The 21,417-nt window shown below is 40.2% G+C and carries 16 protein-coding genes; 9 read left to right on the top strand and 7 right to left on the bottom strand.

What is annotated here, in order from left to right; genetic code table 11:
• Nucleotides 1-305 precede the first annotated feature (305 nt).
• On the top strand, nt 306-3,377 hold the full coding sequence (locus SYJ56_RS02225) for a SusC/RagA family TonB-linked outer membrane protein (protein WP_323831966.1): 3,072 nt from the start codon (nt 306-308) through the stop codon (nt 3,375-3,377).
• A gap of 17 nt (nt 3,378-3,394) precedes the next feature.
• The gene (locus SYJ56_RS02220) at nt 3,395-5,230 is read left to right on the top strand and encodes a RagB/SusD family nutrient uptake outer membrane protein (protein ID WP_323831964.1); all 1,836 of its coding nucleotides are present in this window, start codon (nt 3,395-3,397) and stop codon (nt 5,228-5,230) included.
• A 319-nt stretch (nt 5,231-5,549) separates the two neighbouring features.
• On the opposite strand, the gene SYJ56_RS02215 is transcribed toward SYJ56_RS02220, so the two are convergent.
• Entirely contained in the window at nt 5,550-6,572 is a 1,023-nt protein-coding gene (locus tag SYJ56_RS02215) for a LacI family DNA-binding transcriptional regulator (protein WP_323831962.1), read from the bottom strand.
• A gap of 175 nt (nt 6,573-6,747) precedes the next feature.
• Between SYJ56_RS02215 and uxaC the strand changes: the two genes are divergently transcribed.
• The 5 genes from uxaC to SYJ56_RS02190 all read left to right on the top strand — a co-directional run bounded on the left by uxaC (nt 6,748) and on the right by SYJ56_RS02190 (nt 11,859).
• Complete coding sequence (gene uxaC / locus SYJ56_RS02210) at nt 6,748-8,187, top strand: glucuronate isomerase (RefSeq protein WP_323831960.1); 1,440 nt, start codon at nt 6,748-6,750, stop codon at nt 8,185-8,187.
• Between the two features lie 2 nt (nt 8,188-8,189).
• Nucleotides 8,190-9,008 carry an SDR family oxidoreductase gene (locus SYJ56_RS02205; RefSeq protein WP_323831958.1) on the top strand — a complete coding sequence of 273 codons (819 nt, stop codon included), beginning with the start codon at nt 8,190-8,192 and terminating at the stop codon, nt 9,006-9,008.
• A 102-nt stretch (nt 9,009-9,110) separates the two neighbouring features.
• On the top strand, nt 9,111-10,286 hold the full coding sequence (gene uxuA / locus SYJ56_RS02200; protein WP_323831956.1) for a mannonate dehydratase: 1,176 nt from the start codon (nt 9,111-9,113) through the stop codon (nt 10,284-10,286).
• A complete protein-coding gene (locus tag SYJ56_RS02195; protein ID WP_323831954.1) occupies nt 10,283-10,429 on the top strand; it encodes a maltose acetyltransferase domain-containing protein in 147 nt (48 codons plus the stop codon). The genes uxuA and SYJ56_RS02195 overlap by 4 nt, the downstream gene beginning before the upstream one ends.
• 497 nt (nt 10,430-10,926) lie before the next feature.
• On the top strand, nt 10,927-11,859 hold the full coding sequence (locus tag SYJ56_RS02190) for a UDP-glucuronic acid decarboxylase family protein (protein WP_323831952.1): 933 nt from the start codon (nt 10,927-10,929) through the stop codon (nt 11,857-11,859).
• Nucleotides 11,860-12,079: 220 nt separating this feature from the next.
• Here the strand turns inward: SYJ56_RS02190 and SYJ56_RS02185 are convergent, their stop codons facing one another.
• Together SYJ56_RS02185 and SYJ56_RS02180 are read right to left on the bottom strand one after the other, a co-directional pair.
• Nucleotides 12,080-13,762 carry an AMP-binding protein gene (locus tag SYJ56_RS02185; protein ID WP_323831950.1) on the bottom strand — a complete coding sequence of 561 codons (1,683 nt, stop codon included), beginning with the start codon at nt 13,760-13,762 and terminating at the stop codon, nt 12,080-12,082.
• 73 nt (nt 13,763-13,835) lie between these two features.
• Nucleotides 13,836-14,993, bottom strand: coding sequence for an acyl-CoA dehydrogenase family protein (locus SYJ56_RS02180; RefSeq protein ID WP_323831948.1), 1,158 nt, complete (start codon nt 14,991-14,993; stop codon nt 13,836-13,838).
• 464 nt (nt 14,994-15,457) lie between these two features.
• Here SYJ56_RS02180 and SYJ56_RS02175 point away from each other — a divergent pair, with 464 nt between their 5' ends.
• Nucleotides 15,458-16,423 carry an aminoglycoside phosphotransferase gene (locus SYJ56_RS02175; protein WP_323831946.1) on the top strand — a complete coding sequence of 322 codons (966 nt, stop codon included), beginning with the start codon at nt 15,458-15,460 and terminating at the stop codon, nt 16,421-16,423.
• The gene (locus SYJ56_RS02170; RefSeq protein ID WP_323831945.1) at nt 16,420-17,664 is read left to right on the top strand and encodes an ADP-ribosylglycohydrolase family protein; all 1,245 of its coding nucleotides are present in this window, start codon (nt 16,420-16,422) and stop codon (nt 17,662-17,664) included. The genes SYJ56_RS02175 and SYJ56_RS02170 overlap by 4 nt, the downstream gene beginning before the upstream one ends.
• A gap of 152 nt (nt 17,665-17,816) precedes the next feature.
• On the opposite strand, the gene SYJ56_RS02165 is transcribed toward SYJ56_RS02170, so the two are convergent.
• From SYJ56_RS02165 to SYJ56_RS02150, 4 genes are all read right to left on the bottom strand, one after another.
• Nucleotides 17,817-18,404 carry a hypothetical protein gene (locus SYJ56_RS02165; protein ID WP_323831944.1) on the bottom strand — a complete coding sequence of 196 codons (588 nt, stop codon included), beginning with the start codon at nt 18,402-18,404 and terminating at the stop codon, nt 17,817-17,819.
• Nucleotides 18,405-18,780: 376 nt separating this feature from the next.
• Nucleotides 18,781-19,296 carry an acyl-CoA thioesterase gene (locus SYJ56_RS02160; RefSeq protein ID WP_323831943.1) on the bottom strand — a complete coding sequence of 172 codons (516 nt, stop codon included), beginning with the start codon at nt 19,294-19,296 and terminating at the stop codon, nt 18,781-18,783.
• A 2-nt stretch (nt 19,297-19,298) separates the two neighbouring features.
• The gene (gene pncA / locus SYJ56_RS02155) at nt 19,299-19,934 is read right to left on the bottom strand and encodes a bifunctional nicotinamidase/pyrazinamidase (protein ID WP_323831942.1); all 636 of its coding nucleotides are present in this window, start codon (nt 19,932-19,934) and stop codon (nt 19,299-19,301) included.
• The gene (locus SYJ56_RS02150; protein WP_323831941.1) at nt 19,912-21,408 is read right to left on the bottom strand and encodes a nicotinate phosphoribosyltransferase; all 1,497 of its coding nucleotides are present in this window, start codon (nt 21,406-21,408) and stop codon (nt 19,912-19,914) included. Before SYJ56_RS02150 ends, pncA begins: the two co-directional genes overlap by 23 nt.
• Nucleotides 21,409-21,417 lie beyond the last annotated feature (9 nt).

Raw genomic sequence — 21,417 nt, 5'->3', positions numbered from 1 at the left:
TGTCTACTTCACTTTAAATACAAAATATCAGGTATCCAATTATATGTCTATATTAATCTTAAACATAGTTTTAACTAGCTAACATCTACCTAATTACGATCATTAACGAAGGAATTAAACATAGAATATTGAATCTAGAAAAATTGAAAATTCCCATTGCAGTTCCCGAAATCGATTGCGCAAATTATGGAGGCAGAATTAGTGCATAGGTTTCATTTCCTTTTACATTAGAATGTTAATGATTCTTAAAACGGATTATTTAGCACTTAAATAAACTTCTTCAATAACAATTAACCCACTACCTAATGCGGTACAAATTTTACAAAAACCTCTGGTTGATTGTATTTCTCCTATGCATAAGCTTCACAATATCGCATGCACAGGAAGTACAAATCACTGGAACTGTTTTAGACGAAACAGACATGGCTCTGCCAGGAGTAACAGTCCTATTGAAAGGCACAGCCACCGGCACTACAACCGATCTCGATGGAAAATACACGATAAGTGCGCCACGAGATGGAGTGTTGGTATTTTCATTTATCGGCTATGATCCGATCGAACTGGAAATAGGAAATCAGTCTGTCATAGATATTCGAATGAACCCTAATACTTCTGATTTAGAAGAAGTAGTCGTAATCGGATACGGTACAGCTAAAAAGAGAGATATTACTGGGGCTGTATCTTCTGTCGATCCAACTAAATTAGAAAATGAAAATCCTAATTCTGTTCAGGATATCCTTAGAGGTAACGCAGCTGGACTGAATGTAGGAATTAGTACCTCTGCTAAAGGTGGTGGATCACTTCAAGTAAGAGGCCAGACTTCGCTAAATGCAGGAAACTCCCCATTATTGGTTTTGGATGGAGCTATCTATTACGGTGAACTGGCAGATATCAACCCAAATGATATCGAGAACTTAGAAGTACTTAAGGATGCTAGTGCTGCAGCTGTATTCGGCGCAAAGGCTGCCAACGGGGTAATTCTTATCACTACTAAAAAAGGCACAATTGGTAAGCCAACGATCAAGTTTAACATGAATTCAGGGCTAGCAACAATGGCAACTTTCCCTGAGGTGTATGGCCCGGATGAATTTGTTACCTGGAGAGAAGATGTATTCAAAAGTATCAATGCAGGTGGATACGATCCTTATGAATTCTCGGATCCTAGAACTTTGCCAAGTGATATTTCGCTTGAGGACTGGATGGCTTATGATGGATCATCAGGAGACCCAGTGACAGTTTGGCTCCAAAGATTGAACATGCAGCCTGCAGAAATTGAAAATTATAAAGATGGTAATTCTGTAGACTGGAGGGATAAGATTTTCCAGACAGGATTTAGACAAGATTACACAGTAAGTCTATCCGGTAGAAATGAAAACTTTAATTACTATTGGTCTGTAGGCTACCTGAATAATGAAGGTATTATCATTGGTGATGAGTACGAGACCATCCGTACTAGAATCAACCTTGAGGGAAAAGTCAACAAGTGGCTAACTGTCGGAATGAACGTCCAATTTGCAACGCAAGATGAGAGTAAAGTAGCTGTGAACTGGAATCTTTACAGAACGCTGTCTCCTTGGGGATCCGAGTATAATGAGGACGGAACTTACAAATGGAGACCTAATGACGAGCAAAGCGGTGGAACACATCCTTTTTATGACAGAACTTATATAGATAGAATTGATAGAGATGTGAATATCAACTCAACAATTTATGCTGCCATTAAACTTCCATTCGGCTTCAATTTCAGAACCAATTTCACTCCTAGATTCGAATATTATGAATACTTTAATCACCAATCTGCAGGTCATGAAGTTTGGGGAGCCCAAGGAGGCATAGCTTCTAGAAGACAGCGCAAAGAATACTATTGGCAAATTGACAATATCTTGACATGGCAGAAGACTTTCGCCGAAAAGCATGATTTCAATGCCACATTCTTGGTGAATGCTGAAAAATTCCAGTCATGGGATAATACCATGACCAACAACGGTTTTGAACCACATGACCGTTTGGGTTATCATAACATCGGCGGTGGTATCAACCCAATCATCTCAAGCAATGATGAATACAGCACAGGTGATGCTCTAATGGGTCGATTGATCTATTCTTATGATGGAAAATACTCTACCACAGTCTCCCTGAGAAGAGATGGTTATTCAGCATTTGGCCAGAGTAATCCTAGGGCTCTTTTCTATTCAGCGGCGGTAGGATGGGTATTTTCAGATGAGAACTTTATCAATATTGACTGGCTTGACTTCGGTAAAATGAGATTCTCATGGGGAAGCAACGGTAACAGAGATATAGGTAGATATGTAGCTCTATCCGATTTGAATACAGGTAAATATTTCTATGAAAGGCCTAGTGGTGAGCTATATCTGGTAAATCAGCTCTATGTAAACAGAATGCAAAACAATAACCTCAAGTGGGAAAGAACTGAATCATTCAACTTGGGGGTTGACTTCTCAATTCTCAAAACCAGATTGACTGGTACTATTGAAATGTATAAAATGTCTACTACTGATTTGCTGGTAGAGAGAAGTTTACCCGATTTCCTTGGATTCAACTTTGTATATGACAACTTAGGCCAAGTTGATAACAAGGGCTTTGAGTTAACTTTGAATTCAACCAACTTCGAAAGAAGTAATTTCATCTGGAGAACAACTGCTAATTTCCAATTAAACAGAAATGAAATAGTTAGCCTTTATGGAGATTTAGACGAAAATGGTGTAGAACTTGACGATCCAAGTAATGGATGGTTTATCGGTCATGCAATCGATCAAATATGGAATTACAAGACCCAGGGTATTTGGCAATCTAATGAAGCTGATGCCGCTGAAGAATATGGTGTAAAGCCAGGTGATTACAAAATCGAAGACGTAGATGGCGATGGTCAATTCACTAATGCAGATAGACAGTTTCAAGGCTACACTGAACCACGTTTCCGTTGGAGCCTAAGAAATGAGTTTACACTCTTCAATAACTTAGACGTCTCTTTCATGCTGTACTCTTACTGGGGACATGAGAGTTCTTTTAACCAAATGAAAAACAGAGACGGCTTCTTAGATAGAACAAGCTCTTATAAGACGCCTTACTGGACTGAAGAAAACCCAAACAATGAATGGGCTAGACTGTATTCAAGTGAGGGCAGTGCAGGTGGTTATAATATTTACCGAAAAAGATCTTTTATCCGGCTAGAGAATATCTCTATGGGATATAATTTCCCTAAGCAGTTGGTTGAAAAAGCCAAAATCACCAACCTACGTGTGTACGGCAACATTAGAAACGTTGGATACTATGCTCCTCAGTGGGACTTCTGGGATCCCGAAAACTCTGGCCCTATCCCAAGATATTTCACACTTGGAATTGACGTCACTTTGTAAGCCTAAAAAAAATTAACATGAACTTAAGAAGTAACATAAACACAATAAAGGTCCTTTTGACAGGATTGATTATAGCAGTCACTTCTGGATGTAATGAAGATTGGTTAGAGCCACAACCTCTATCATTCTATTCTCCAGAAAATACCTATAACGAAGCTAATGGATTATGGGCCGCTTTGGTTGCCTGTGAACGTAATATGCGACATGAATACACAGGTGATGGTTCTCCTATTCTTACTGAACACATTTTCTCAGAAGTAGCCATAGAAGGAACTACGGATAAATCTGGTCCTGCACAGGATATGAACCTGTTGATCACACCAGATGCAAACCTAAACTCTGTCAATACTAACAGAATCGGATGGTACTGGTATGAAGGCTACAAAGGTGTAAAATACGCAAACACCGTAGTGTCTAGAATTGATGAACCACAAGATTATGAATCTGATGCAGAAAGAAACCACCTCCTAGCTACGGCCTATTTCCATAGATCGCTACGCTATTACAGACTAACACAGCAATTCGGTGATATTCCATTGATTTTGGAAGAAATCACCGAACCAAAACTCGATTTCTACTCTACAGAACGTACTGTGATTCTTAAAAAGATGAAAGAAGATCTGGAGTGGGGAGAAGAATGGATACCTGAAGTAATGGATCGAGGAAGAGTACCTAAAGGAGCACTTCAGCATCTTTTGATCAAAATCAACCTTGCCCTTGGTGAATTCCAAGATGCACTTGATGTAGCAAATAGATTAATCGATAATGGACCCTATGCACTTATGACTGAAAGGTTTGGTGTAGATGCGGGCGACGCTAGTAAAAATGTGGTTTGGGATCTGCACAGACCAGAAAATAAGTCTCCTGTTTCGAACACTGAGGCAATTCTTCTAGTAATGGATAGGATTGACACTGACGGAAACTCAGGTGGTATAATCACCATGCGAAATGCTGTTCCTTTTTGGGGATCGAATATCAACACTCCAGCCGGAAACAAAGGCACCTCGGATCAAGCCGGGATAGCAATCGATCAAGTAACAGAATTTGGCCGGGGAATCGGTAGGTTAAGAGGAACTTGGTATCATCAGAGTATGATATGGGATGATGAAAATGATTTGAGACATGCTCCTGGAAACTGGATGAATATGACTGATCTTGTGTATAACAATCCAGGTATCAATGGTAATGACTCTTATTATGGCGAAAATCTTGAATTCAAAAATGCCAATGGAGTAGTAATTGTAGTGGATACGATTAGAAGCTGGTTCTCTTGGCCGCATTACAAACTGTACGTGCCTGATCCAAACCGAAATCAACCACAAGGGGGAAATACAGACTGGTACATTTTTAGACTAGCAGAATCCTACTTGTTAAGGGCTGAAGCTAAAGTTTGGCTAGGAGACCTTGCTGGTGCAGCTGAGGATATCAATACAGTAAGAACAAGAGCAGGTGCTGCTCCTTACACTGCTGCAGATATCAATATTGGCACTGTTCTGGACGAAAGAGCAAGAGAGCTATACTATGAAGAGCCACGAAAAACTGAATTGACTAGAATAGCAAGAATCTTTGCTATGACTGGAAAAGCCGCTTACAATGGCAAGAGTTATAGTGAAGCTGACTTCTCACAAAATAATTTCTACTACGATAGAATTATGGAAGTAACTGACTACTACAACAAGGGCGTATTTACCAGACATGGTGATACCTATACACTAAGCCCTTACCATGTGTTATGGCCAATTCCTCAGAATGCGATCAATTCAAATACCAAGGGTCATCTTAACCAAAATGAAGGTTACTATGGGTTTGAAACAAACATTCCTCCTCTGACGACTATCGAAACAGAGGAATAATCAAGGTCCAACTCCTTTGTTGAATGACGAAGCAATTTGGAACTTAGCATAAGGGAAAAACAATCAACGGAGGCCAGTTTTAACTACTGGCCTCCGTTTTTTAATTCCACTTTTTGAGGGTAATTGTGAATACAACTTTCCTAAACTAAGAGAGTGTAGCTTTCTGAAGTGAATTGTAAAGGATAGACAAAACAGTCCTAAATTAGTAATTCACAGCGGTCTTTATGTTCTGGATATCAGCGGGAAACAAAAATCCATTTTACAAAAAAATACTGCTTAGAGAATCGAAGCAGTATTCTAAACTCACTTTATTTCTCTACTATTCTCCCCGTGTAGTTTCCCTAATCGTAATCTTAGATGGAATAGTAATCACTTGATCTATCAGATGATAATGGGCTGGCTTGGTTAATTTCTTGATCAGTAATTGTGCGCATTCATTTCCAATAGCAAAAGCTGGCTGAGTGATCGTAGTAAGAGATGGGTTCATCAAGCCTGCAATCGAAGTATTGGAAAAACTAATCAATTTCAAGTCTGAAGGAATCCTCAGTTTTGTCCTTTTTAAAGCATGATAGGTAGCAAATGCCAGCTTCTCAACGGATGCCAAAATCCCATCGGGTCTATTTGAAGATTTAAGTAATTCCTCTATTATATTCACATTACTTTCTTCATCATGACTGCCATAAACCGTCATAGCCGGATCTAGTTCCCAACCCTGATCTAAGATGGCATCCTTAAAGCCACGTTCCCTTTCTTGACTGATGGATAGATCTTTACACAAGGTAATCAAAGCTATTTTTTTACATCCTTGTTGTATCAGATGCTTAATGCCTTCATAAGCACTTTCGTAATCATTCGTGATGAATTTGGTTGTTGGGATTTCCGACCTTATTCTATCAAAAAATACAACAGGGAGTCCCCTATCATGTAATTTCTGCAAATGTGAAATATCGCTTGTTTGACTGGTAACCGACATGACAATCGCATCAGCCCTACCATTTAAGAGTAAATTCACAATCTTTTTTTCCCTTTCCACATCCTCATGGGTATTATAAATCAACAAATGATACCCATGCTCTTGTGCAACTTCTTCGATCCCATCCATTACCTGCGCAAAAAAGCTGTTTATGCGTTCTGGGATAATAACAGCGATAGTTTTGCTCTTATTTTCCCGTAAACTCCGTGCAAAAGGATTGGCATGATAATTTAGCTTCTCAGCCATGCTAATCACCTTTTTCTTAGTCGCTTCTGAGATTTCGTAACTATCGTTTAAAGCTCTTGACACAGTAGACGGCGCGAGTTTCAATTCAGCTGCCAATTCTTTTAAACTAATTCCTGAAGCCATGATAATAGGGTAAACTGGGTTAATTGTTGCGAACAATTTACAAATCATTGTGCGTAATAGGTCTATACCGCTTGCATAATTTCGAAATCGTTTCCGCATTTTATTCCTCAAATGAAGCTGATTCAGGGTATTTTTAGGTTAATAAAAAGTTGTAGAATTTTACCCGAAATAACCAATGCCCTATTCAACCACGAAGGCGTCCTTCCTATCTGACGATTTTCTTTTGCAGAATGATTTTGCTAAAACGCTTTATCATCAGTATGCCAAGGACTTACCCATTATAGATTATCATAATCACCTTCCGCCTGCTGAAATCAATGCAAATAAAAAATTTGAAAATATCTCCAAAATCTGGCTTGCAGGTGACCACTATAAATGGAGGGCAATGCGAACCTTTGGCATCAATGAGAAATTTATAACCGGAGATGGCTCAGACGAGGAGAAATTTAACAGCTGGGCGAAAACATTGCCTTACACACTTAGAAATCCCCTTTACCACTGGTCCCACCTTGAGTTGAAAAGATACTTTGGATTTGATGAGTTACTTTCCGAATCAAATGCCGCTGAAGTTTACAAGCACTGCAATACTGTCTTGAAGCAAGACTCCTACTCTACTCAGGGACTTTTATCACAAATGAAAGTGGAAGTTGTATGCTCTACTGATGACCCGATTGATTCCTTGGATCAGCATATTTCTTTTCACAAAAAAGGCAATGATTTGGGCATGTATCCTGCATTCCGACCTGATAAATCCTATGCAGTAGAAAACCCTTCTGCCTATAAAGCCTACGTCTCAAATCTGGGAGAAACTACTGGATTTGAGATCACCTCATACGAGAAACTTTTGGAGGCATTGAGTAAAAGAATAGAATACTTCCATGAGCGTGGCTGTAGACTATCTGATCATGGCCTGGAGCAATTGTACTTTTTTGGCGAAAATGAGTATTCTATAGCTTCCATTTTCTCACAAGTGCTGGCAGGAAAAACACTTTCCACACAAGAAGTAAATTTCTTCAAGTACACCACTATCCTGGCACTTTGCAAAATGTACCATGCCAAAGGATGGGTACAGCAATTTCACCTGGGAGCTCTTCGAAATACCAATGAACGCTCCCTTAGAATTCTAGGACCAGATACTGGCTATGACTCTATAGGTGATTTTGATCAGGCAAAAGCTATGTCTGGCTTTTTCAATGAGTTAAACTCAGATGATCAGCTTACCAAAACAGTGATCTACAACCTCAATCCCTGTGACAATGAGGTTTTTGCCACGATGATAGGCAACTACAATGACGGATCTGTAAAAGGCAAAATCCAATTTGGTTCAGGCTGGTGGTATTTGGATCAAAAAGATGGTATGGAGAAACAGATCAATACACTTTCAAATATGGGTCTGGTTAGCTGTTTTATAGGAATGCTTACGGATTCCCGTAGCTTCCTTTCCTTTCCACGCCATGAATATTTCCGTCGTGTGCTTTGCAATCTATTTGGACAAGATGTTGCCAATGGCGAACTTCCTTGGGATGAAAAATGGCTGGGTGGTATCATCTCTGATATCTGCTACAATAATGCAAAACAATATTTTGACTTTAGTCCAAAAAACATTCAGGTTTAATTATGAGTAATTCACTATTCTCTCTCGAAGGGAAAAAAATAGCCTTTTCCGGAGCCACTGGAGTACTTGGTAGTTCTATGAGTTTATACCTAGCTAATGAAGGTGCAGAAGTCTTGATCTTGGGGCGTACACCCGCGAAGGTGGAAGATTTGGTAGAGCAGATAAAAAATGCCGGAGGCAAAGCGTTTGGTTATATCTGCGATGTCACTGATGAAGCTAGCATTCAAGGAGCCTATTCAGAAATAGAAAATGAGCATGGCTACATCGATATTCTGATTAATGCGGCGGGTGGAAATATGCCAGGAGCGGTAATTACTCCTGACAAAACTTTAAAGGACTTGGAATTGGATGCCTTGCGAAAAGTAATGGATCTGAACTACTTGGGTACAGCTATTCCTTCCAAGATTCTTTTTCCGCTTATGCTAAAAAATGGAAAAGGAAATATCATAAACATTAGCTCCATGGCAGCATCTAGACCAATGACTCGGGTAATAGGATATGCTTCTGCCAAAGCGGCAATTGACAATCTCACCAAATTCTTAGCTATTGAGCTTTGCTCCAAACATGGGCCAGGCTTTAGAGTCAACGCCATTGCTCCAGGATTTTTCCTTACCGAGCAAAACAGAGCACTTCTCACCGAATCTGACGGAAGCCTTACCCAAAGAGGAAATCAGATAATGAGCCACACTCCAATGGATAGATTTGGTAAACCTGAAGATTTAAATGGCGCGTTACATTGGCTTTGTGCTGATGCATCAGAATTTGTGACAGGAACTATTGTCGCTGTAGATGGTGGGTTTGGAGCCTATTCAGGAGTGTAAAAAATTTACCCTTCGACTACCTGCCCTCCGGGAGGCGGGCACTCAGGGTGACTTTTGAAAATTGAACGTTGATTTTGATTATTGACTATTAATCCCAATACTATGACCTATAAAATGGAACAAACCATGCGCTGGTATGGCCCAAATGACCCAGTTAGTCTAAGAGATATACTCCAGTCAGGAGCAACAGGAATCGTAACAGCCCTTCACCATATTCCGAATGGAGAAACTTGGTCAAGGGAAGAAATTAAGAAACGCAAAAACATCATTGAAGCAGCTGGTCTGACCTGGTCAGTTGTAGAATCTGTTCCTGTGCATGAAGTGATCAAAACACGCTCGGGGAACTACCTAGAAGTAATCGAAAACTATAAAGAAACCATTCGGAATCTAGCCGCAGAAGGTATATATACGGTATGCTATAACTTTATGCCTATTCTGGATTGGACCCGCACAGATTTAGAGTATGAGCTTCCAAACGGTGCCAAAGCATTACTGTATGAGAAGAAAGCTGTTCAGGCATTTGATTTATTTATATTAAAAAGACCTGGCGCAGAATCAGAATACTCTAAAGAAGAATATGATGAAGTCAAAACTTACTACGAAGGTCTTAGCCCTACCAAGTATCAAATGATTTTCGATAATATCCTGAAAGGGCTTCCGGGTTCAGAGATTGGATATACCCTGAAAGAATTCAAAACCATGCTGACAACTTATAATGGAATCGACGCTGCCAAACTCGCGGATCATTTAAGGCTATTTCTCGATGCAATAGTTCCAGTGGCTGAAGAAAATGGCGTGAGCGTCGCTATCCATCCTGATGACCCTCCATTTTCATTATTCGGACTTCCTCGCATCATGAGTACAGCAGATGATGCCAGAAGAATTCTAAGAGATCAGCCAAGTCCTTACAATGGTTTAACGTTCTGCACAGGTTCTTTTGGAGTGAGAGCGGACAATGATCTTCCAGCTATGGTCAAGGAGTTTGGTAGTCACATTCACTTCATCCATTTGCGTAGTACCAGAAGAGATGAAAAAGGTAATTTCTTTGAAGACAATCATTTGGATGGAAATGTACCAATGGTTGCAGTGATTGATGAGCTCATTCAAGTTCAGCAGAAGCGAGGCAAAAGTCTTCCAATGCGGCCGGATCATGGTCATCTGATGTTGGATGATTTGAGCAAAAAAACTAACCCAGGCTACTCAGCCATTGGCAGATTAAAAGGCCTTGCAGAAATCCGAGGTGTAGAAGCAGCGCTGCTTTATAGTCAAAAGAAATGACAGAAAAGGGAAAAGTGCTTGCCGACGACCTCTACCAAGCCAGCGATGCACAATTAGTATCAGAGCGCTTGAAAGCTCGAAAGCTGGTAAAAATCAATAATTCAGATCAAGAGGATACTGAATCGAGAGTTTCTCTAGATTGAAGTCTTCAGGAAAACCGGTTAAAATTCTGGATAGAACCTCCTTTTACTGCGACTACGGATCAAATATTGAAGTTGGAGATGATGTATTCTTCAACTTCAATTGTGTAGTTCTTGACATCTGCAAAGTAACTTTAGGAAATCGGGTGCTGGTCACTCTCTATGTTCAATTTTATGCCGGGACCTACCTTTTAGATCACAAAACACGAGGTGAACTGTGACAATGTAGCAAGCCTATCACTATTGAAGATGATGTATAGATCTACGGTGATTTGCCATGATGTCAGCATGCATTGGTGAGCGTACGGTAATTGTTGCGGGATCAGTTGTCACAAAGAGCTTTTCAACCGATGTGGTGATTCTCGGAAATCCTGCCAAAGTAATTAAGCATCTAGTATAACTAGCATCCAAATCCCATTCCCTGATTTCTTTTCCTTTATTTTGATAAACATTTGCTTATTTTTGGCCACCAGTGTTTTTAACCCTTTTGTTTAAAGTGAATGAAACGAGTATTAGTAAGTGGTGGCGGCGGATTTCTTGGTAGCCACCTTTGTGATCGCCTTCTAAACGAAGGAAATGAAGTTCTTTGCGTAGATAATTTTTTCACAGGTAATAGAAGAAATATTCACCACCTGCTCGACAATAAGAATTTTGAATTACTCCGCCACGATGTCACGCATCCACTTTATGTAGAGGTGGATGAAATTTATAACCTAGCTTGTCCTGCTTCTCCTATTCATTATCAGTTTGATCCGGTGCAGACCACTAAAACGTCTGTGATCGGTGCAATGAATATGTTGGGCTTGGCAAAGCGCTTGAAAATCAAAATCCTTCAAGCCAGTACTTCTGAGATTTACGGAGATCCGGAAGTTCATCCTCAACCAGAAAGCTACAAAGGAAGTGTAAACACACTTGGCCCACGGGCTTGCTACGATGAAGGAAAGAGATGTGCTGAAACTCTCTTTTTCGATTATTACCGTCAGCATAAAGTTGCGATTAAAGTCATGAGGATTTTCAATACCTTTGGACCAAGAATGCATCCTAATGATGGCCGTGTAGTTAGTAATTTCATCGTACAAGCGCTGCAAGGAAAGGATATCACTATGTATGGAGATGGAATGCAAACCCGGTCTTTCTGCTATGTAGATGATAACATAGAGGGAATGTACAGGCTTATGAATAGTCGAGATGGATTTACCGGACCAGTAAACATCGGAAATCCAGGCGAATTCACTATGCTTGAACTTGCCCAGCAAATCATTGAATTGACAAACAGTAAAAGTGAAATGGTCTTTTTGCCATTGCCTCAGGATGATCCTATGCAGAGGAAACCTCTAATTGACCTGGCAAAAAAAGAACTGGACTGGGAGCCTACTGTACAGCTTAGAGAAGGATTGGTTAAAACTATCGCATACTTCGAATCGGTGATCTGATTCATACCTTTTATCATCATTACAAAAGCCATCTCAGGATGGCTTTTTTGATTTAAACACCTCACATAAACTACTATTTATCAAAAGTTTAAGCAGCCTTAGGAAAAGTTATTAACTAGGTGTATGATAGCACAGACCGTAATACCCATCAACCCTGCCCGAGGATTAAATCGCCCATCATTAACTGCGTCCGATTACTAGAAATAGAATACGCTGAACTTTATTTCCCCACCTTCTCCATATGTGCTTCCTTGATTTTTCTTCTCAGAATCTTGCCCACATTTGACTTAGGTAGTTCATCTACGAAATAAACCTCCTTCGGGCATTTATAATTCGTAAGAGATTCATGGCAATGCGCAATGATTTGTTCCTTAGTGATTGACTTATCTTTCACCACCAAATAAGCCACAACACGCTCAGTGGACTTTGGATCTGATATACCAATCACCCCTACCTCCAGTACTCCTGGATAGGAAGCGATCACATTTTCCACTTCATTAGGATATACATTGAATCCGGAAACAAGGATCATCTCCTTCTTTCTATCCACGATCTTTGTAAAGCCATCATTGTCCATCACTCCGATATCGCCGCTTTTGAACCAGTCTCCCATCATCACCTCGGCTGTTTCCTTTGGCTTATTCCAATATCCCTTCATTACTTGCGGACCTTTGATGCATATTTCTCCACGCTCACCGACTGGAAGAATATTTCCCTCATCATCTATGACCATAAACTCGGTATTCGGAAGTGGAATCCCAATCGTACCAATTCTTTCAGTTCCATCGATTGGATTGCAGGAAGCTACTGGCGAAGTTTCGGTAAGGCCATAGCCTTCGGCCAACGGAGTTCCTGTCACCGCCATCCATTTTTCAGCAGTTGCTTTTTGCACTGCCATCCCTCCCCCTACTGCTATTTTTAATTTACTGAAATCAAGAGACTTAAATGTTTCTTGATTTAGCAAACCATTAAATAACGTATTGACCCCAGTAAAGACAGTAAATTTCTTTTTGGATAGATCCTTGCAAAAAGCAGGCATGTCACGTGGATTGGTAATCAACAGGTTGTGAGCACCGATTTTAAGCATAGCAAGACAATTAACCGTCAGCGCAAAAATGTGATACAGAGGCAAAGCCGTAATGACTATCTCTTCACGTTCTTTCAATTTTGGCTTCATCCAAGCGGAGATCTGCTGCATGTTTGCCACAATATTCCCGTGTGTTAATTCAGCACCTTTGGATACACCTGTCGTACCACCAGTATACTGGAGAAAGGCAGTATCCTCCAAAGTGAGTTTAACAGATTTAAATGTATGATTCGCCCCTTGTGCCAAGGCTGATTTAAAGGAAACAGCCTGTGGAATAGAAAAAGCCGGTACCATATTCTTGATGTATTTCACGACCAGATTGACTATGGTCCCTTTGAGTCCACCGAGTAAATCCCCCAACTCGGTCACAATTACATGTTTAGCTGGAATTTCAGAAAGTATTTTCTCTAGGTTATCTGCAAAATTGGCTACTATAATGATTAATTCAGCTCCGGAATCTTTGAACTGATGCTTCATCTCTGAGGAAGTATATAGCGGGTTGGTATTCACCACGATCATTCCAGCCCGAAGCGCCCCAAACATAGCAACAGGATATTGTAGGGTGTTGGGCATCTGGATAGCCACTCGGGTTCCCCTTTCCAAGCGCAGAACCTGTGTCAAGTAGCATGCAAAATTTTTACTTAACTTATTTAACTCATTGAATGTCATGGTTTTTCCCATGCATTCATAAGCCACAGAATCACCATACTTCTTTACGCTTTCTTCAAAAAGTTCTGCAACACTAGCATAGGCGGTACAATCTACTTCCTTTGGTACAGAATCAGGGTAATGCTTAAACCAGGGAAAATCCTTCATAATAAGAGTTATTGTGGGTGCAACTATTTGTTGAATTAATCAAAATCTTGGCTTAGGTCAAAAGTTTTCTTTCCTATTTCAAAATTTTTCTTGCGATGAGTTCTTTCATAATCTCATTTGTACCTGCATAAATACGCTGAACTCTAGCATCCGCATAGGCTCTTGCCACCCCATAGTCCCACATATATCCATAGCCACCATGTAGCTGCACACATTCATCAGCAACTTTACACTGCAACTCGGTCATATTGTATTTAGCTGCTGAAGCCATGGCTGAATCCAGATTCCCATCATTGTGAAGCAGAACAAGATGGTCGCAATAAATTCTACCCTGCTCTAGTGCCGCACACATTTCTGCCAATTTAAAACGGGTATTTTGAAAGTCAGATATCGCCTGATTAAATGCCCTTCGTTCCTTTACATATTTAATGGTTTCCTCAAGCATATATTCGCCCAAAGCAACAGCCGCCAGTGCCACTACCAAGCGCTCCTGAGCCAGCTCGGTCATCAGGTATTTGAAGCCCTCACCTTCCAAACCCAACAAGTTCTCTTTTGGGACTTTTACATCTTCAAAAAATAACTCGCAGGTATCTTGCGCGTGTAGACCAACCTTATCAAATGGAAGACCTTTGGTATATCCCACCATAGAATTATCCAGTAAGATGAGGCTAATTCCTTTTGCTCCCTTCTTAGGATCAGTTTTCACTGCAACCACTACTACATCAGATAAATACCCATTAGTAATGAAAGTTTTACTTCCATTTACTAAGTAATGATCTCCCTGATCAATAGCACTAGTACGCATGCCCTGTAGGTCACTTCCAGCTCCCGGTTCTGTCATAGCTACAGCTCCTATGTATTCTCCTGAAACCATCTTGGGAATATACTTTTCAAGGGCTTGTTCAGTTCCAAAGTGCAAAATATAAGGTATTACAATATCGTTGTGAAGGGGGTAACCTATTGCCGGAGCTGAGCATCCACTCAACCCAAGTTCTTCTATAAAAATAGCGTTGTACCTAAAATCCTGAATATTCATTCCTCCAAGACGCTCTGGTGCCTGTATTCCTAAAAATCCACTTTCACCAAGTTTACGCCAACTTTCCCGTGAAACCATCTTATTTTTTTCCCATTGTGCGTTATATGGGGTTATTTCTTTTGCTATAAAATCTCTTACACTGGCTCTGAAGAGATCATGCTCTTCCGTGTAAAGAGTTCGGGGTAGTCCAAACATGGTGTCTATATTATGGGTTTAATTCATATCAAAAATAGGGATTTTAATTCCCGCCATTTCATATGATTATAATTTGTCTCTTAAAGGCCATTACCTGTCCCGAAAATCGGGATGGAATCTCGCATCATAGATAATCATTCCTCCGTGTGACTCTTGAGTCATGCTCGATTTCATATGTTTATAATTTGATTTTTATAGGTCATATGGAATCTCGGACCGTGGAAAATCATCCCTCTGTGTGTCGCTTGCGTCATGCTCGATTTCATCTGTTTATTTTTTGTTTTTCAATGGTCAGATGGAATCTCGCATTATTATTGTCATCCCGGTGAGTGATTATCGAGTTATGCTCGATTTCAATTGTCTTCGAAAAGACCTTTTCCATCTCATTTTGGAACTTTTATAAAAGGTGCCTTAGTGTTTAAACTTATTTATAGTTTCGATAATTAATACCCTAACACAACATTATGATCGATCTAAACGAACATTCCAGCCTGAAAAAGCTACACGCTCTCCCACTTTGGAAAGATGATGAAAAGCTTCTTTCAGTGGAACCTGCGGGAGAAAGTAATATGAATCTGGTATTAAGAATAAAAACAAACTTAAGATCAGTTATCCTGAAGCAATCCAAACCATTCGTACGGAAATTCCCACAAATTCCAGCTCCCATAGAAAGAATTGAGATTGAACTATGCTACTACCAGCTCATAGAAGTTGATGAAGTACTCAGCAGCTATAGTCCAGGAGTGATTCTTTACAATCCTGAACATTACATTCTACTGATGGATGATCTTGGAGCTGGAAAAGACTTCAATGACATTTATGGAAAAGATTATAAATGGGAAATGAGTGATTTTCATTCCATTAGCAGGTATTTAAATGCTTTGCATAATGTAGAAGTGAGTAATTTCCCTGACAACCTAAAAATGAAAAAGCTGAATCATGAGCACCTTTTCCACTTTCCATTTAAAGAAGATAATGGATTTGACTTGGATTTAATTCAGCCAGGTTTGCAGGAAATAAGCTTGAAGTATAAAAGGGACAATAAATTAAAATCTGCCCTAGATTTACTAGGCCAACGGTATTTATCACAGGGAACCACTTTATTGCACGGAGATTTTTATCCAGCTTCCTGGCTTAAGACTGACAATGGAGTCAAAATCATCGACACCGAGTTTTCTTATATGGGTGATAACGAATTTGATCTTGGGGTTCTTTTCGCTCATTTTGATTTGGCAAGGATGAATTATAGTTGCCAATTGGACTTTTTGAAACTTTATAAACATAGCTACGCTGTTAACCTGGTGAATGCTTATCGAGGTATGGAAATCATGCGTAGGCTCATAGGCATAGCTCAGCTCCCCTTGTCACTTTCCTTAGAAGAGAAGAAATCACTTCTTAAAAAAGCCAGAAAACTTATTTTGTCACAATGAAAAACTGTAGTCTTTTTGTTCTTTTCCTACTGCTAATTACTGCATGTAACAAAAAGGAATCCTCATCTCCTATCCAATTTTCCGATCAGGAAGTGCCTGAGTTGGGTATGTCCGAAAAGCAACTGCATGACAAAATCTTAGGCATGCTAGTGGGATCTGCAATTGGTGACGCGATGGGCGCTCCCACGGAGATGTGGGCACGGGATGCGATCAAGCTTGAATATGGTTTTGTAGAAAGCCTGGATTCTATGATTCGTGAAGTTTCTCCAGAAGGGGTTTGGATAGCTAATCTTCCTGCGGGTGGCACCACAGATGATACACGCTGGAAAGTGTTGGCTTCAACTTACTTGTTGACTCAAAAAAGCAATGAATTGAATGCTAAAGATTTTGTAAAGCATATTCTCACTACTTATGAGCTTTACACAAAGGAATTTAAAGAAATAAAAACAGTTGATCCTGAACCTTTTGAGTCGGCTTACTTAAAGTTAGGATGGCTACAAGAGTGGGCTAAAGTAAGTCAACCCTTTATTGAAGATAATCTGATAGGCTATGCTGATTCTTTGGGGAAATTCTATGGAGGTGAAATGGTTTGTGCGGGATTACTCTATGCCCCATCAATTGGTTCATATTTTCCAGGAAATCCGGAAAAGGCGTATCAGGAGGCTTATAAACTTTCATTGTATGATCTAGGGTATGCGAAGGATATAACCGCCCAATCCGCTGCAATGACAGCGGCTGGAATGAAACTAGGTGCTACAAAAGAAGATTTACTCGCTTCCCTAAGATTGGATCCTGCCCATTACTTTCAAAGTCGATTGGTAGGTCGAACAGCCCATTCTATTCTGAAAAATGCACTCTGGATCTCCGCAGAAGCAGCTAAGCAAGACAGCTTAGGTAATCAACTTAAAGAAAATAGCAAAGCATTACAATTTGCTTTTACCCAGCTGGATCAGCGACTTCAGGACATGCCATTCCATTCTGGTGAAATTTGGCTTCAAACACTAACGGCCATGATTTATGCAGACTTTGAATTTATGGGTACGCTTACTTTCCTAGTCAATTTCGGAAGGGATAATGACACCACATCAGCAGTAGCAGGTGGGATTTTGGGGGCATTTTATGGTTTCGAGCAATTGCCAAAACTGGAAAGAGAGAAAGTTCTGCGGGTCAATAAAGAGCTACTTGGTACCGACCTGGAGCAAATCGCTAATGACTTAACAGCGCACATGCTAAGAAAATAGTGGCTTTTATGCTCAAGAGAGTTCAAGCATTAAAACCAATACATCAATCTATGTTTTCCTATGTGGCTCCTATGTGGTAAAAAAAACTTGGCAAACAAAAAAGCCCCAAATCATTCAATTTAGGGCCTTTGCACAAGAGGCTGGTTTAGAATTCAAATATATATTATACGGGTTCTACCTTTTACGTCAGTTACTTCGAAATAAACATCCTCGGGTTGCACTCCATTCAATCTGTAATTTTTTCGGAAGCCTTCTGGTTGATCTACCGTTTCTTGATGAATTACCTTGTCATCAGATACTTTTTTAATTTTGACGTCTACTCCTGGTTCTTCCAATCCTATCACCAAAAGATTAACGGTATATCTATCAATCTTTTTACCATAAGCCATCAGTGGCAACATAGCAGGGGTTGGCTCCTCTTTCTCAACTGTCTCTACAGTGTAGATCACTTCTTCCTCATCGGTGGAAATCTTTACTTTGTACTCTGCACAAGGAAGGCTGTTCAAATCGTAAGGAACACGTAGGTCCTCACTTGCTTTTACTATTCGGGAGTGAAGTTTTTTCCCGTTCATATCGTAAATGGCAATTTTTGCTTTGCCTACACCCCCATTTAGAAGTACTGAGATTCTCTTGAAACTGGTGTGAACGGATGAATTTGCTTTCAAATCTTCTAGATCATTGGAGGCAAATGTACTGGTAGCTAAAAGTCCTGCTAGTGCGAATGTGAATAAGGTTTTCATAACATTTGTTGGTTTAGAGTTATGCTTGTCCCAGTTGCGAACCATATACCAACTGTCCCAGAAGGGCCTTTCAATGCCATTTTGGGCCCTTACCTTATTTGCAAATATTAACAATCAAACAAAATAAAATTTGGTTATCATACTAATAACCTGTTCCTGTCTGTATGGAAAGCGATCGATTTGCTATGAAATTGTATTAAACCCGAACAGTTCCGGACTAATTCGGTAAAAGTGCAGGTTACACTTTATTGCAAATGATAGTAAAAATTAATTTTTGAAAAATTTATAAGTGCCTGAAAATAAATATTTTAAAAAATAAAAACCTGTACGCTAATGCACAGGTCTTGTTCGCTTAGATACAAATATTTGATTTATATCAATTCTTTTTAAGCTCTTGTGAAAGTGATTTTACGCGATCTTTAATCTGAATACCAGAAATATCCAAGTTCAGCGAAGTCGCTGTTAGGAATTCATTGACTGCCCCGGTGTGATCGGTAGATTTCCCTTCTGCCAGTGTCACATAGCGCATGGTAGTCCACAGGAGAGTTTTCAATTGCATCTCACTATCATCAGTCATGTAATATTCCAAAACCACTGTATTGTGATTATGCCAGATAATACGGCTCTTAATGCGAACCCATTCGCCCACCATCGCTGGCTTCACATAGGAAATATTATGATTGTATATCACCCAGGCAGCTTGGTACTTTTTGATAAAATCCATCATTTCTACCCCGTAAAGCTTGGGTACCTGATCTTCCCGGGCATTGAAAAAGTAATCGAAATACTTTGCGTTGTTCAAGTGACGAAGTGGGTCACAATCCTGAAATCTAATCAGGACCCTGCTTTCGGTCTCCTTAGGGTAATGCTTTTCTGAATTGTATTCAAACATGATTAATCTAGTATAGCTGTACTTTCAATAAGGATCACTCCTGCTTTTTTCATTTCTTCTAACGCTTCATCACCATCTCTAGGCTCAAGGTTCACGGCTTTGGTGGCATCGGTGATCAGGTAAGTTTTGAACCCTAGACTAACTGAATCCAACGCAGTGAATTTGATACAATAGTCCTGTGCCAGCCCAGTGACATATACGTTCATTATCCCTTCGTTTTGAAGAAAATCTCCAAGACCGGTATCTTCCCTGCGTGCATTGTCAAAGAAACCAGAATAGGAATCCACTTCAGGGTTTTTGCCTTTTTGAAAAATTGCCTTCCACTTGATAGGATTCAACTCCTCATGAAACTCCGCTCCTTCTGATCCTTGGACACAGTGGATAGGCCATAGCTTTTGCTGTAAACCATTCAATTTAATTTCCTCTCCCGCACTTTTTCCCTTATGACTTGCTGCAAAGCTTCCATGATCCGCAGGGTGAAAATCTTGGGTGGCAACAATAAAATTGAATTTCTCCTGCAAGGCATTGATGACAGGTACGACCTCATCACCATTACTAACTGCCAAAGCGCCACCAGGAAGAAAATCATTTTGTACATCCACAATCAGTAATGCACTATTTTTCAGGTTCATTGCCATTGTCAAGTTGTTTAGCTTTCAGTACCAATTCCATTCTCAAATTATGTAGATTTTCTTCCAAACCGATTGGATATAAATGGGGATTCACCAGTCTCTTGTGCGTTTTATCCAGCGAGTTTAGTTGACTTTGTACTCTGTCTCTGATCTGACTAATTGTAGGAAGCTTATAAATCAGTTTACCATGCTCGAAGACTGGCTTCAGCAATATTTCCTCTTGGTAAAAAGCTGGCATCATTCGCTTTCTTCTGGTTTGATCATTCGGATCTATGATTAAGGCAGCCTTGGGGTTTAATTCCTGAGAATCAAGATAAATCATATCTGCAACTGCCATTCCCTTAGAAAAGAAACGCTTGACAGTATGCAAGCCTGGGATATTGATTTTCAGGGACTGCTGAGAAAGTTTGATTTTGGGAACCCAAGCACCATTTTTATCTCGGATAGCTGATAACTTATATACTCCGCCCAGGGCAGGCTGATCAAAAGCCGTCACCAGTTTTGTGCCGACTCCCCATACATTGATAGATGACTCCTGACCTTTTAAGGACGTAATTATATTTTCATCCAAATCATTCGAGGCGACTATTTTAGCGTCTGGGAAACCTGCTTCATCGAGCATCTCTCTGGCGATATTACTGAAATAGGCCAAGTCACCAGAGTCTATTCGGATACCCACCATTTCTTTGCCCTTGCTTCGCAAAGCGTTGCCAACTTTGATGGCATTTTTAATTCCATTGACTGTATCATAGGTATCAACCAGGAAAATGGATTGATCAGGAAAAGCATCAGCATAGGCTTCAAAGGCTTCCATCTCTGTCTCGAAGGACATGATCCAGCTATGTGCATGTGTACCCGAGACAGGAATTCCAAACAGTTTGCCAGCCATCACATTGCTTGTAGAAGCACATCCTCCAATATAAGCTGCTCTAGAAGCGGCTAATCCCCCATCAATTCCCTGAGCACGCCGTAGGCCAAATTCCAATATAGGCTCACCCTGAGCGGACAAATTGATCCGAGCTGCTTTGGTCGCAATCAGGCTTTGGAAATTAATGATATTTAAAAGCGGTGTCTCCAATAATTGACATTGGATCAAGGGACCTTTCACACGAACCAATGGAGTATTGGGAAAAACCACTGTGCCTTCTTCCACTGCATCGATATCGCAGCTGAACTTCATTTCTCTGAGGTAGTCCAAAAAACCACTTTCAAACAACACCTGATCATTCTTGCCTTTCATGGTAGCTAGATAACTCAGGTCTTCTTCACTGAATTTGAAATTTTTGCAGTAATCCACTACATAATCCAAACCAGCAGCGATTGTAAATCCACCCTGAAACGGATGCTTGCGAAAGAAAAGATTGAACACAGCTTCCTGCTCAGCCTTGCCCGACTTCCAGTAAGCATAAGCCATAGTCAGCTGATAAAAATCTGTAAGAAGGGCCAACGATCCCTTGTATAAGTCTTTGGTGATTTTCATTTTTCGTAG

The organism is Algoriphagus aurantiacus (assembly GCF_035156405.1).
Classification (GTDB): domain Bacteria; phylum Bacteroidota; class Bacteroidia; order Cytophagales; family Cyclobacteriaceae; genus Algoriphagus; species Algoriphagus aurantiacus.
The sequence above is the reverse complement of the archived record's forward strand: the minus strand, read 5'-3'. Positions and strand labels throughout refer to the sequence as shown.